This is a genomic window from Trinickia sp. (assembly GCF_057351765.1).
The window spans coordinates 1-13,868 of record NZ_JBMRBK010000042.1 but is presented as its reverse complement, the minus strand read 5'-3'; the positions used below and the strand labels follow the sequence as shown (position 1 = coordinate 13,868).

Here is a 13,868-nt window from a genome sequence, read left to right as displayed (position 1 = left end):
TCGAGCGCGCAGGCCGGCTTCAAGCGTTCGCGGCCACGCCGAGCCGGTACTTCGTCACCTGACGATACGGCTTGTCGGGCCGCACGATCAAATGATCGCGTTCGAGCCGGTTGATCTCGTTCGGAAAGGCGCCGGCCTCGAGGCAAAACCCGGCGTGCCGCGCGTACCGGCTGCCGTTGCGCCCCGGCTCGTCATCGAGGAAATTGCCCGTATAGAACTGCAAGCCGCGCTGATCGGTCGAGACCGTCAGCTCGCGGCCGCTCGAGGGGTCGTACACGCGCGCGACCTCACGCACGGGCCGCCCTTCCAGCGCCGTGCCGGGCAGTACGTAGCAGTGATCGAAGCCGCCCGCGAGCGTCAGCTGCTCGTGGGGCCAGTCGAGCCGCGCACCGATCGGCGCGCTTTGTCGAAAATCGAATGCGTTGCCGGCAACGAGCGACTCGCTGCATGGGATCAGCGCCCCATCGACCTCGAAAAAGCGGTCCGATTCGATCGATACGACATGGCCGCGAATATCGGTGCCCGGTTCGCCCGTCAGATTGAAGTACGCATGGTTCGTCAGGTTGATCGGCGTCGGTGCGTCGCTGCGGGCCCCGTATTCGATGCTGAGCTCGCCTTCGTCGTCGAGCGAGTAGCGCACCGTGACATCCACGTTCCCCGGAAAGCCCGCTTCGCCTTCCTCCGAGTGAAGTCGCATGACGAGCCCGCCGTCGTCTTCCTCGGCGTCCCACAGCGCGCGATGAAAGCCGGCATTGCCACCGTGCAGCAGATTTGGTCCTTCGTTGCGATCGAGCGTGTACTCGACGCCGTCCAGCACGAACCGCGCGCCGGCGATGCGGTTCGCCCATCGCCCGACGGTCGCACCCATGTAAGCCGTGGAGGCAAGGTATTCGGCGGGCGTGTCGTGGCCGAGCACGACATCGCCCAGGCGTCCCGCGCGATCGGGGGCGAGCCACGACACGAGCGTCGCGCCGAGGTCGCTGATGGCGACTTTCATGCCCTGGGCGTTGCGCAGCGTGAACAGACGCACAGGTTGCGAGCCGGGCAGCATGCCCCACGGTTCGGAACACGGTATTGCGGTGTTGATCATGACGTATCGTGAAGTGAAGAGACGGTAAAGAGAGGAAAAGAGAAAAGGGGCCGGCGCCGATTCACCCCGTCGCCGGTGCGCTCGCGCGCTCCTGGAATTCGCGCGGCGTGCAGCCGAGCTCGCGACGAAAGACGGCGTGCATGTACTGTAGCGAAGTAAACCCGCAGCGAATGGCGACCTCCGCCGTCGCCATGTCGCGCCGCGCCAGCAGCGCTTTCGCGGCATCGAGTTTCTGCCGCAGGATTTCCTGGTGGATCGTGCAGCTCAGCTCGCGGCGAAAATGCTCTTCGAGTGACGAGCGCGAGACGCCCACGTAGTCCGCGACCTGTTCCGTGCGGATGCCCTGGCAGGCGTATTGCCGGATGAAATGACGGGCACGCGCGACATACGGGCTGGCGATGGGGCGATGCTTCGTCGATTCGAGCACATTGATGCCGACGGGCGGCACGAGGATGCGGCGCGCCCCGAAGCGCGCCCCATGCAGCATTTGATGCAGCAGATGGGCGGCCGTACGCCCCATTTCTTCGGTGCCTTGAATGACCGACGACAGCGGAATGCGCGTGAGCGTGCGCGCGAGCGGATCGTTGTCGATGCCGATGATGGCGACGTCCTCGGGTACGGGAATACCCGACATCAGGCACGCCTGGAGCAGGTGCCGCGCTCGTGCGTCGGTCACGGCGATGATGCCCACGGGCTTCGGCAGCGCGTGCAGCCAGCCCGTGAGCTGCTCGATCGCCTGGTCCCACGTGGGCGCGCTCGTGCTGAGACCGCGATAGATTTCGCCTTCGATATCCTCGGGCGTTCGGCCATCGGCGCGGCGCAGGCGCGCGAACGCGAGCTCACGCTGATGGGCCCAGCGGTGATTCGGCGTGGGCGGCAGGCTGTACAGCGCGAAATGCTGCAAGCCCGCGCCGATCAGATGCGTATAGGCGAGCGAGACCAGCTTGACGTTGTCCGTCGCAATATATGGGACATCGGACGGATAGTCCGACGGGTCCTCGTAGGACGAACCCACCGCCACGACGGGCAGCGGCGAGCCTTCGAGCGCTTCGCTGACGGCCGGATCGTCGAAATCCGCAATGATGCCGTCGCCGTCGAAGCGCTCGATGCCCGTCAGCCTGCAGCGGAAATCCTCTTCGAGAAAGACGTCCCACCCGATGCGCGTGGACAGCAAATAATTGCCGACGCCGGTAATGATCTCGCGATCGTAGACCTTGTTGGCATTGAAGAGCAGGGCGATGCGGTGCGCCTTGGGCGGCACGGACGGCTTCGTCATCGCGGCGTTCGCGCGCGGGGGCGCGGTGTCTCGTGCATGCTCGTCTCCGGTATCGATTCTTGTCTCGCTGCTCCGCGATTTTAGGCGCGAAAGCCGTTACGCGTAAGACGTGTGCCCGGCACCCGCAAGAAACGTTATGGCGGATGCGCAATTTCGTAATTGTCGCGGCCCGGGCCGCGCGGCAGTATGGCGTCACTTCGAGGGCGGCATGCTGTGCACGCCGGCGCGTCGAAGCCCGCCCGACAGACGAGGTTGCCGCCACCCGAGCGCTTTTCGTCTGCCGCGGCGTCAAGCCCAATATAAAAAGGAGTGAGACATGCAATCCGCAAAGCGTCGTTCGTTCTTGAGTTCGCTGATATGCACGGCCATCGTCGCCGGTTTGTCGGCGGCCGCCCCGCTCGCGCATGCGAGCAAGGATCACCCCGAAATCGGTTTTTGCATCGACGATCTGCGCGTCGAGCGCTGGTCGCGCGATCGCGACTATTTCGTCGAAGCCGCGAAGAAGCTCGGCGCGACGGTCTCCGTGCAGTCGGCCGATGCGAGCGAGGCCCGCCAGAATGCCCAGATCGAAAACCTCATCTCGCGCGGCGTCGATGTGATCGTCATCGTGCCGTTCAATTCGAAGACGCTCGGCAACGTCGTCGCCGAAGCGAAGAAGGCTGGCATCAAGGTGATCTCGTACGACCGGCTGATTCTCGATGCCGATGTCGACGCCTATATCTCCTTCGACAACGAAAAGGTCGGCGAACTGCAGGCGCAGGGTGTCTTCGACGCTCAGCCGAAGGGCAACTACTTCCTGCTCGGCGGCGCGCCGACGGACAACAACGCAAAGATGCTGCGTGAAGGGCAATTGAAAGTGCTCAAGCCGGCGATCGATCGAGGCGATATCAAGGTCGTCGGTCAACAGTGGGTGCCCGAATGGAGCGCATCGAATGCGCTGCGCATCGTCGAAGACGCGTTGACGGCCAACAGCAACAAGATCGACGCGATCGTCGCCTCGAACGACGGTACGGCGGGCGGCGCGATCCAGGCGCTGGCGGCGCAGCACTTGGCGGGCAAGGTTCCGGTCTCGGGCCAGGATGCCGATCTGGCGGCGGTCAAGCGCGTGATGGCCGGCACGCAGACGATGACGGTCTACAAGCCGATCCGGCAAATCGCAAGCGAGGCGGCGAAGCTCGCCGTGCAATTGGCCAAGGGCCAGAAACCCGCCTTCAACGCTCAGTACGACAACGGCAAGAAGAAGGTCGACACGATACTGTTGCAGCCGATCCTGCTCACCAAGAAAAACGTCGACGTCGTCGTCAAGGACGGCTTCTATACGCAGACGCAGCTTTCGAGCAATTGACGCGAAGGCATTCGCGCGGCACTGCTGCCCGGCCCCGGCCGGCGGCGGTGCGCGCGCATCGACGTGGATGAATCGAATGACGCAAGCTTTGCTGACGATGAAAGGCATCGTCAAGACGTTCTCGGGCGTGAAGGCGTTGGACGGCATCGACCTGCGCGTTTCGCCCGGCGAGTGTCTCGGTCTGTGCGGCGAGAACGGCGCAGGCAAATCGACGTTGATGAAAGTGTTGTCGGGTGTCTATCCCCATGGCACCTGGGAGGGATCGATCGTCTGGGATGGCGCCGAGCTCAAGGCGGCGAGCGTGCGCGACACCGAGCGCGCCGGCATCGTCATCATTCATCAGGAACTGATGCTCGTGCCCGAGCTGTCGGTGGCCGAGAACATCTTCCTCGGCAACGAGCTCACGCTGCCGGGTGCTCGCATGAACTACGCGGCGATGTACCAGCGCGCGGACGAATTGCTGCGCGGACTCGGCATCGCCGGCATCAACGTCGCCCAGCCCGTCATGAACTATGGCGGCGGGCATCAGCAACTGATCGAGATCGCCAAGGCGCTGAACAAAAAGGCGCGGCTCCTGATTCTCGACGAGCCGTCCTCATCGCTCACCGCGACGGAAACGCGGATCCTGCTCGATATCGTGCGCGATCTGAAGCGGCGCGGCGTGGCGTGCGTCTACATTTCGCACAAGCTCGACGAGGTCGAGGCGGTGTGCGACACGGTCACCGTGATCCGCGACGGACGCCATATCGCGACGCAGCCCATGCGCGGCCTGACGACCGAGCAAATCATCGCGATGATGGTCGGCCGCGAGATCACGAATCTTTTTCCGCGCGAGCCCCACGAGATCGGCGAGACGGTTTTCGAAGCGCGTAACGTCACCTGTCTCGATGTCACGAACCCGCGGCGCAAGCGAGTCGACGACGTGTCGTTCAACGTGCGGCGCGGCGAGATTCTAGGCGTCGCGGGCCTCGTCGGTTCGGGCCGCACGGAACTGATGCAGGCCGTTTTTGGCGCCTATGCCGGAACGAGCACCGCACACGTGCTGCTGAACGGGCAGCCGTTGTCGATTCGAAGCCCAGCCGACGCGATTCGCGCGGGCATTGCGATGGTGCCCGAAGATCGTAAGCGGCACGGCATCGTGCCGCTCCTGGGCGTCGGCCACAACATCACGCTGTCGGTATTGCAGCGCTTCACCCGGCACGGCGCGCTCGACGCCGCGGCCGAACTCGATACGATCCGCACGGAGATGAAGCGTCTTTCGGTGCGCGCCGCGCATCCGATGCTGCCGATTGCGAACCTCTCGGGCGGCAATCAGCAAAAGGCGGTCCTCACCCGCATGCTGCTGACGCATCCCAAGGTGCTGATTCTCGACGAACCGACGCGTGGGGTCGACGTCGGCGCGAAGTACGAAATCTACAAACTCATCTTCGAGCTCGCGAAAACGGGTATGGCGATCATCGTCGTCTCGTCGGAGCTGCCCGAAGTACTTGGTTTGAGCGACCGCGTTCTCGTGATCGGCGAAGGCGAAGTGCGCGGCGATTTTGTCAACGACGGGCTCACGCAAGAGCAGATCCTGACGGCCGCGATTCAGCCTGCCGGCCGCCAGGCGCAACAGAACGAGGCCAATGCCGCATGACTCCCGAAACGATTTCCCCAAGCCGTGCCGGAACGACAGACGAACGCTCGCTGCCGGGCACCGAGCGCATCAGGCAACTGTTCGCGCGCTACAAGATTCTTGCGCTGCTCCTTGCGGTGGCGGTGATTTGGGTCTTCTTCGCGGTACTGACGCACGGCGCGTTCGCCACACCGCGCAACCTTTCCAATCTGCTGCGACAGATGGCCGTGAGCGGCATGCTGGCGTGCGGCATGGTGTTCATCATCATTGCCGGTGAAATCGATCTGTCGGTGGGTTCGCTGCTCGGTTTGCTGGGCGGCGTCGCGGCGATCCTCGATGCCAACCGGCACTGGCCCATCGGGCTGACCGTGCCGGCCGTGATGGTGCTGGGCATCCTGGCCGGACTCTTCAACGGATGGCTTTCGACGTACCGGCGCATACCATCGTTCATCGTCGGATTGGGCGGCATGCTCGCCTATCGCGGCGTGTTGCTCGGTATCACGGGCGGTTCGACCATCGCGCCGGTCTCCGACCCATTCGTCTTCATCGGCCAGGGTTATTTGCCGCGGGCGGCGGGGATTGCACTGGCGGTGGTTCTGTTCGCGCTCCTCACGCTGTTGACGGTGCGCCAGCGTGCCAACCGCCGCCGCTACGATCTGGCTCTCCTGCCGCTTTGGCAGGATGTGGCCAAGGTCGTGGGTGCCGGCGCCATTCTCGGGGTGTTCGTTGCCGTGCTGGACAGCTACGGCGGCATCCCGCTGCCCGTGCTGCTCGTGTTGGTGCTGCTGGGCGTATTCAGCTGGATCGCGACGCAGACCGTCTTCGGACGCCGGATTTACTCGGTCGGCTCGAACCTGGAAGCGACGCGCCTATCCGGCGTAGACACGAACCGCGTGAAGCTCGCCGTGTTCGCGCTGATGGGGCTCATGTGCGCATTCGCCGGCATCGTGAATACCGCCCGGCTCGCGGCCGGCTCGCCGTCTGCCGGCACGATGGGCGAACTCGACGCGATCGCGGCCTGTTTCATCGGCGGCACGTCGATGCGCGGCGGTTCGGGCACCGTTTACGGGGCGCTGATCGGCGCGCTCGTCATGGCGAGTCTCGATAACGGCATGTCGATGCTCGATGTCGATGCCTATTGGCAGATGATCGTGAAAGGCGGCATTCTTGTTCTGGCGGTCTGGATCGACGTGGTGTCCGGATCGAACCGGCGTTGAAACCGGGGCGGCCAGACGCGCCCCAGATTCGCAACTCTTGGAATTCGCATGTCGTACGCAATTTATCCGAGTCTTACCGGCAAGTCCGTCGTCGTGACGGGGGGCGGCAGCGGCATCGGTGCCGCGATCGTGGAAGCGTTCGCGCGGCAGGGCGCGCGCGTATCGTTCATCGACGTGGCCGAGGACGATTCGCGCGCACTCGTGACGCGTCTGGCCGACTGCGCGCACATACCGCGCTTTTATCGTTGCGATCTGCGCAATCTCGACTCGCTGGCGGCAGTGTTCGCCGATATCGAAGCGGCGTCGCAGACGATCGACGTGCTCATCAATAACGCAGCGAACGACGACCGCCACGCTCTAGACGAAGTCACGCCTTCCTACTGGGACGAGCGCATCGCCGTCAACCTGCGCCACCAGTTTTTCTGTGCTCAGCATGCGGCGGCCGCAATGAAGCGCGCGGGGCACGGTGTTATTCTCAATTTCGGCTCGATCTCGTGGCATCTGGCTTTGCCCGAACTGTCGATCTACATGACCGCGAAGGCGGGCGTGGAAGGAATGACACGCGGCCTCGCCCGCGATCTGGGCCGCTTCGGCATTCGCGTGAACGCGATCGTGCCGGGTGCCGTCCGAACGCCGCGTCAGATGAAACTGTGGCAATCGGCCGATAGCGAAGCGAAGCTCGTCGCCGGTCAGTGCCTGCCGCAACGCATCGAGCCCGAGCATGTCGCGCGCATGGCGCTGTTCCTCGCCTCGGACGACGGGGAGCGATGCTCGGGGCGCGAGTATTTCGTCGACGCCGGATGGTACGGCACTTGAACGCGAACTTTCTCTCTCGATGACGAAGACGACAACCGACATGGCTTCCTCCCCTATGCGCAAACTGCGCAGCCAGAAGTGGTTCGACGATCCCGCCAATGCCGACATGACGGCGCTCTACGTCGAACGTTTCATGAACTACGGTCTGACGCGCGAGGAGTTGCAGTCGGGCCGCCCGATCATCGGCATCGCGCAGACGGGCAGCGATCTGGCACCGTGCAACCGGCACCACATCGAGCTCGCGCAGCGGACGAAGGCAGGCATTCGCGACGCGGGTGGCATTCCGATGGAATTTCCCGTTCATCCGCTCGCGGAGCAGTCGCGCCGGCCGACTGCCGCGCTCGACCGCAATCTGGCCTATCTCGGGCTGGTGGAGATCCTGCACGGTTTTCCGCTCGACGGCGTCGTGCTGACGACGGGGTGCGACAAGACCACCCCGGCTTGTCTCATGGCCGCGGCCACCGTCGACATGCCTGCCATCGTGCTCTCCGGCGGCCCCATGCTCGACGGCTGGTTCAATGGCCGGCGCGTCGGATCCGGAACCGTCATCTGGCACGCGCGCAATCTGCTGGCCGCCGGCGAGATCGACTACGAGGGGTTCATGGAGCTCACCGTCGCCGCTTCGCCGTCGATCGGACATTGCAATACGATGGGCACCGCGCTGTCGATGAACGCGCTTGCCGAAGCGCTCGGCATGTCGCTGCCGGGATGCGCGTCGATCCCGGCCGCCTATCGCGAGCGTGCTCAGATGGCATATGTGACCGGCAAGCGCATCGTCGATCTCGTGCGCGAAGATGTGCGGCCCTCTGCCATCATGACGCGCGAGGCGTTCGAAAACGCGATCGTCGTCGCCTCGGCGCTGGGCGCGTCGACCAATTGTCCGCCGCATCTGATCGCCATTGCGCGGCACATGGGTATCGAGCTGGATCTGACCGACTGGCAGCGGTTCGGCGAGGACGTACCGCTCATCGTCAACTGCATGCCGGCCGGCGAGTATCTTGGCGAGGGCTTTCATCGTGCGGGCGGCGTGCCAGCCGTGCTCCGGCAACTGCATGCCGCGGGGCGGCTCAACGGAGCGTGCGCCACCGTATCGGGCCGCACGATCGCCGAGATCGCGCAAGCCGCACCTGACGCGGACGGCGACGTCATTCGGCGTTGCGATGCGCCGCTCAAGCATCGCGCCGGGTTCATCGTGCTCGGCGGCAATTTCTTCGACAGCGCGATCATGAAGATGTCGGTCGTCGGCGAGGCGTTTCGCCGAACGTACCTGAGCGAGGCGGGCGCCGAAAATCGTTTCGAAGCCCGCGCGATCGTCTTTGACGGTCCCGAGGACTATCACGCACGCATCAACGATCCATCGCTCGACATTGACGAGCACTGCATTCTCGTCATTCGCGGTTGCGGCACGGTGGGTTATCCGGGCAGCGCCGAAGTCGTGAACATGGCACCGCCCGCGGCGCTCATCAAGCAGGGCATCGATTCGCTGCCCTGCTTGGGCGATGGCCGACAAAGCGGCACATCGGCGAGTCCGTCGATTCTCAACATGTCGCCGGAGTCGGCGGTAGGCGGAGGGCTTGCGCTGTTGCGCACCGGCGATCGGATTCGCGTCGATCTGAACGCGCGCAGGGTCGATGTGCTCGTCGATGAAACGGAGCTCGCGCGACGCCGTGGCGAGACCGCCGCGAACGTGCCGCCGTCGCAAACGCCGTGGCAGGAAATCTATCGGCAATTCGTCGGACAGCTTTCGACAGGCGGCTGCCTGGAGCCCGCGACGCTTTACCTGAAGGTCATCGAAACGCGGGGCGATCCGCGGCATTCGCACTGACGCATTTTGGGCGTACGGACGCTTTTGGCGTGCGCAATTGGCGCACGCCGACGCGGGTTTTGTAGCATGATTCTCGCGATCGACGTCAGGAGCCTATCGTGGAAAAACCGCCTTTGCCGCAGCCCGGCGATTCCACTGTCGCGGGCCGCACCCCGGCGTTCATCGCGCGCGTCGCGGTGCCGCTCGTCGTGCTGGTTTCCTTCGCAGTCCTGATCTTCATGCGCGCCGCTTCGGCGTGGTCGCTCGGCGGTGGCTCGGTGCTCGGGTATCACCGGTCGGCCGATCGCGCCGGTCAGTACGTGATACGTGATCTGACGTGGGAGAACGCGGGACAGCTTCGCCGCGACAGCGGCTTCGATGGCACGATCGAAGGGCATGTCTACGCGCAACCGCTGTACTGGCATCCGCCTGGAGCGAGCGTCGGGCTCGTGATCGTCGCGACGGAATCGAACATCGTTTATGCGCTCGACGCGACGACGGGCCGTGTCGTCTGGAAGCGTGCGCTTGGCCAGCCGGCCCGGCGCGGCGATTTGCCGTGCGGCGATATCGATCCGCTCGGCGTGACGGGCACGCCTGTCATCGATCCCACGAAAGGCGCCCTTTACCTGGATGCGATGGTGAAGGACGGAAAGGGGCTCAAGCATCTCATCTTCGGACTCGCGCTGCGCGACGGATCGGTGCTGAAAGGATGGCCTGTCGACGTCGCGGCCGGCGTGAAGGCGCTCGGTACCGCATTCGATGCAACGGTGCAAAACCAGCGCGGCGCGCTCGTGCTCGCGGGCGGGCGGCTCTTCGTTCCGTACGGCGGACATACGGGAGATTGCGGCGCGTACCGCGGGCGCGTGGTCGCCCTTGCGCTCGACGCGCCGGCCGTATCGGGCGAGTGGCATACGCGCGGCACGCGGGGCGGGATCTGGGCGCCGGCCGGCATCGTCGCGGCTGAGGATCATCTGTTCGTGACAACGGGCAACACGTCGGGCGCGAAGTCATGGGCCGACGGTGAGGCGGTCATTCGGCTCAGCCCCGAACTCACGCGCTCGTCGGATCGAAGCGATTTTTTTGCCCCTTCCGACTGGCAGCAACTCGATAGCGACGACAGCGACCTTGGTGCTACGAGTGCGGTGCCGATCACCGTGCATGGGCGTCGGTTGATGCTGGCGCTTGGCAAGGATGGCAAGGCGTATTTGCTCGATCGCGACAAGCTTGGCGGAATCGGCGGTGCGCTCGAGGCCAGCGCGGTATCGGGCGCGCCTATTCTCACGGCACCGGCAACCTGGGCCGATGGCGATGCCGCCTTCGTTGCCTTCCGAAGTGCGGCTCAACTCGAATCGTGTCCGGGCGGCGGACGAGGGGCGGGGGTGACCGTGCTGCGCATCGACGGCGTGGGCAAGGGCGGCATCAAGTCCGCATGGTGCCGCCCAATGGAGGGCGGCGGCAACCCGATCACGACGACGAGCGATGGCCACTCGAACCGCATCGTCTGGATCGCGGGCGCGGAACGCGACGACCGCCTCCACGGCTTTCGTGCCGACAATGGGGAGCCCGTTTTCTCCGGTGGTGGAGACGAGGACCGCATGCCGGGGCTGCGCCGTTTTTCGACGATCGTTGCCGCGAACGGCCGGCTTTATCTGGCCGGCGATGGCAAGGTGTATGCGTTTGCGTTGCCGCGTTGAGCGCGGTGACCAGGCGCAATGTTTGACGCGTCTTGAGAAAGCGGATATACTTCTTTTCTCTGACGCGGGGTGGAGCAGTCTGGCAGCTCGTCGGGCTCATAACCCGAAGGTCGTAGGTTCAAATCCTACCCCCGCAACCAAACAGCATTCGAAGGTCTGATTTCATCGCGAAATCAGACCTTTTTGCTTTGTGCGCCCAGGATGGGCGCACGCCTGCGGGTGTAAGTCCCGCCATAAGCTGGTCACAGCGAATGAAGTGAAGCGCAACTGCACGAGGGCGACTGAGTGTGGGGAGGAAGCGTGGAGCGTAAATCGCGAGCCGATGAACACGAACCGTATAGAAGGCGCCGCCGAGCAGGGCGAGCGGGCAAAGAACCGCGAAGCTCTTGTGACCAAAGCGGAGCGGCGTAGATGCGGCGGTTGTGCGATGAAGGAGTGCGTTCTTACCTGGGAGTCCTCGCCTCATGCCTGAAAGGGCAACGGTGTCCCCCAAGGGGATTTCCTTTGGGCATCGAACCGGAGCGAGGCGTCATACGAGCAAGCTCGACGTGAGCTGTTCGCCTTCATCGAGGGTTGGTACAACCTCGGCCGCCGACACAGCGCGATCGGCTACCACCACGGAAACGGGTCACCCCACTTTCGCCTTCACAGGCGCAGCACATCGACGGTATCACGGGCTTAAAGCACCGGTCGGTCATGACACTCATGGCGAGAAAGCCGCAGCCGGCCATGGTGCGCGGGATCGAGATCACGCTGGAAATCGACGAGCAACGCTGTGTCGCGCATAGCGTGGCCGTGTCCGCGCGCGTGATGGAGCGCTTCTTTGCGCCGTACGCGCCATCCAACAGTTTCGTTCAATTGATTAGCGGTTCCAGCAGTGGTTCCGGTCGTCATAGCGGCACTGTTTTATGGCGAGGTGAGCCGGTGATGGGCGGGGCTGCGCTATTGTGAAAAGCAGAGTTGTCGATTTGGAAATAACTGCCGCAAACCATAAATGTGTCGGCAACATTTGCCTCTCGAGCTTACGGTCAATCCCAACAATGCTTTGGGATATTGGGCTTGAAGAAAATCTATGTAAAATCGCGCGACTCTGAATGCCGGCTTATTCGTCAGGCTTGCCAATGAATACAAACTTGTCTGTCCAAGATCTTCGAAAGATCGCCGCAGGGATGCAGCATGGTCGGCTGTTGACGCTGTCATTCCCGGAAGGCAATGCCCCGTCCGAGATCCTGTTGGTGAATCGCCTCGAAGGCGAGGAATCGCTCTCGCGCGATTTCCGATTTGTGATCGAGATCCTGTCGGATAACGCCAAGCTTGATCCGAATGACTTCGTCGGTAAGCTCATTACAGTGAAACTGCTGCGCAACGACGGCAGCTACCGGCATTTCAACGGCCATATCTTCTCGTTTCGGCTCGTGCGGAGCGACGGGGGCATCGTTTTTTACGAAGCCGAAATGGGCCCCTGGACCCGGTACCTGACGCTACGCAAGAACAACCGGCTGTTCCTGGATCAGGATATCCGAGGCCAAACTGCCACCATCTTCTCGGATTACGGCACGCTGGCGGTCTGGCAGTGGAAGGTCTATCAGAAGGACCCTTCGATGACGATGGCGTGCCAGTTTGGCGAGCACGACCATAACTACGTGCACCGCCGCTGGGAGCACTTGGGGCTGTGCTACTGGTACGAGCACACGGCGACGGAGCACAAGCTGATCATCTCCGATCCGGGGCGTCAGGAGCCGGTCATCGACGGTGAAAGCCCCAAGGTTCCTTACCAGAGCCAAGCCGGCTCACAGGAAGCGGACGGGATCGCATCGTGGTCGTTCATTCAACAAGTCACGTCCACGCACATTGGTGAGTCGACTACCGACTTCAAGGCCATGCCCCATTTGAACGCGCGTAGCGGCGGTTTCGTCGATGCGCGCACCGACGCATGGGCGAGCGATCGCGGGCAGAAGCTGGAGTGGTACGACTATGCGGGCCAGTATGCACACCGTGACCTGGAAGATGGGGAGTGGCAAACCAGTCGCCGTATCGAAGCCATCGAGGCGATTGCACGTGAGTGGGAGGCCACCGGCAACAACCGCTTCGTGATGCCGGGGCGATGGTTTCAGTTGACCGACCACTTCGGATATTCGATCAGCGCCAGCCATTTCGATGATGAATATCTGATTACCTTTGCGCATCACGTTGCGACGAACAACTACCTTCAGGGAGTCGGCGCGCAGGCGACGTACAGCAACCGATTCACGTGCGTGAAGAAAACCACGCCGTGGCGTCCGATGCGCGGATTGAACAGCGTCGATACACGGATCTTGGCGCCGCAGACGGCGATCGTGGTCGGCCCCGAGGGCGAGAGCTTATATACCGACGAGTACGGGCGTGTGCTGCTGCAATTCCATTGGGATCGAGAGGGCAAGTACACGACGTGGGTGCGCGTATCGAGCGGCTGGGCGGGCGGCAGTCAAGGCATGAGCGCACTGCCTCGGATTGGCTCCGAGGTGGTCGTGCAATGGATTGACGGGAACCCCGACCATCCCCTAGTGACCGGGCGCGTGGGGAGCGCGATGAACCTGCCGGCATGGCGGTTGCCGCATCAACGAGCACTGACGGGGATTCGTAGTCGTGAACTCGTGGGCAATACCGGCAACCGGGGTGGCGGGCGCAGCAATCACTTGGTTTTCGATGACACGGCCAACGCCATTCAGACGCAGCTACGCAGCGACCATGCGGCCAGTCAGTTGTCGTTGGGGAGCATTACGCGGATCGAGGATTGGCAGGGGCGGCAGGATGCGCGGGGCGAGGGGTTCGAGCTGCGCACTGATGCAGTCGGGGCGATTCGCTCGGGCAGGGGGATGTTGCTTAGTACTGAAGCTCGGCGATCGGGGCAGTCGCACATTTCGGATGTGAGCGAACCGGCGTCGCGTCTGGCGCAAGCGCAGCGGCAGCACGATGAACTCGGCAAATTGGCCCAGCAGCACCAGGCGCAGGATAGCGCAGGCGATCAAAGC

General features: G+C 63.5%; 10 protein-coding genes and 1 tRNA gene. 9 read left to right on the top strand and 2 right to left on the bottom strand.

What is annotated here, in order from left to right:
• Positions 1-19: 19 nt before the first annotated feature.
• Positions 20-1,090: an aldose epimerase family protein gene (locus tag ACO1XS_RS11885; protein WP_331566873.1), complete on the bottom strand. Its 1,071-nt coding sequence runs from the start codon at positions 1,088-1,090 to the stop codon at positions 20-22.
• A gap of 61 nt (positions 1,091-1,151) precedes the next feature.
• On the bottom strand, positions 1,152-2,366 hold the full coding sequence (locus tag ACO1XS_RS11880; RefSeq protein ID WP_331566875.1) for a XylR family transcriptional regulator: 1,215 nt from the start codon (positions 2,364-2,366) through the stop codon (positions 1,152-1,154).
• Positions 2,367-2,682: 316 nt separating this feature from the next.
• Between ACO1XS_RS11880 and xylF the strand changes: the two genes are divergently transcribed.
• From xylF to ACO1XS_RS11835, 9 genes are all read left to right on the top strand, one after another.
• Positions 2,683-3,711, top strand: a complete 1,029-nt coding sequence (gene xylF, locus ACO1XS_RS11875) for a D-xylose ABC transporter substrate-binding protein (RefSeq protein ID WP_331566877.1) — start codon at positions 2,683-2,685, stop codon at positions 3,709-3,711.
• A 76-nt stretch (positions 3,712-3,787) separates the two neighbouring features.
• A complete protein-coding gene (xylG, locus tag ACO1XS_RS11870; protein WP_331566879.1) occupies positions 3,788-5,347 on the top strand; it encodes a D-xylose ABC transporter ATP-binding protein in 1,560 nt (519 codons plus the stop codon).
• A complete protein-coding gene (locus ACO1XS_RS11865; RefSeq protein ID WP_331566881.1) occupies positions 5,344-6,543 on the top strand; it encodes a sugar ABC transporter permease in 1,200 nt (399 codons plus the stop codon). The genes xylG and ACO1XS_RS11865 overlap by 4 nt, the downstream gene beginning before the upstream one ends.
• A 48-nt stretch (positions 6,544-6,591) precedes the next feature.
• Positions 6,592-7,359, top strand: coding sequence for a D-xylose 1-dehydrogenase (gene xylB, locus ACO1XS_RS11860; protein WP_440564116.1), 768 nt, complete (start codon positions 6,592-6,594; stop codon positions 7,357-7,359).
• Between the two features lie 40 nt (positions 7,360-7,399).
• Positions 7,400-9,184, top strand: a complete 1,785-nt coding sequence (locus ACO1XS_RS11855; RefSeq protein ID WP_486390775.1) for an IlvD/Edd family dehydratase — start codon at positions 7,400-7,402, stop codon at positions 9,182-9,184.
• 98 nt (positions 9,185-9,282) lie between these two features.
• Complete coding sequence (locus tag ACO1XS_RS11850; protein ID WP_486390774.1) at positions 9,283-10,857, top strand: PQQ-binding-like beta-propeller repeat protein; 1,575 nt, start codon at positions 9,283-9,285, stop codon at positions 10,855-10,857.
• Positions 10,858-10,920: 63 nt separating this feature from the next.
• Positions 10,921-10,997 (top strand) — tRNA-Met (locus ACO1XS_RS11845).
• A 433-nt stretch (positions 10,998-11,430) separates the two neighbouring features.
• Positions 11,431-11,808: a type VI secretion system baseplate subunit TssF gene (locus tag ACO1XS_RS11840; protein WP_486390773.1), complete on the top strand. Its 378-nt coding sequence runs from the start codon at positions 11,431-11,433 to the stop codon at positions 11,806-11,808.
• 170 nt (positions 11,809-11,978) lie between these two features.
• A partial coding sequence (locus ACO1XS_RS11835) for a type VI secretion system Vgr family protein (RefSeq protein WP_486390772.1) occupies positions 11,979-13,868 on the top strand: 1,890 nt, incomplete at its 3' end.

Coding starts and splice junctions, on each gene's coding strand:
- ACO1XS_RS11885 (WP_331566873.1), bottom strand. CDS start 1,090: ATGATCAACACCGCAATACCGTGTTCCGAACCGTGGGGCATGCTGCCC.
- ACO1XS_RS11880 (WP_331566875.1), bottom strand. CDS start 2,366: ATGACGAAGCCGTCCGTGCCGCCCAAGGCGCACCGCATCGCCCTGCTC.
- xylF (WP_331566877.1), top strand. CDS start 2,683: ATGCAATCCGCAAAGCGTCGTTCGTTCTTGAGTTCGCTGATATGCACG.
- xylG (WP_331566879.1), top strand. CDS start 3,788: ATGACGCAAGCTTTGCTGACGATGAAAGGCATCGTCAAGACGTTCTCG.
- ACO1XS_RS11865 (WP_331566881.1), top strand. CDS start 5,344: ATGACTCCCGAAACGATTTCCCCAAGCCGTGCCGGAACGACAGACGAA.
- xylB (WP_440564116.1), top strand. CDS start 6,592: ATGTCGTACGCAATTTATCCGAGTCTTACCGGCAAGTCCGTCGTCGTG.
- ACO1XS_RS11855 (WP_486390775.1), top strand. CDS start 7,400: ATGGCTTCCTCCCCTATGCGCAAACTGCGCAGCCAGAAGTGGTTCGAC.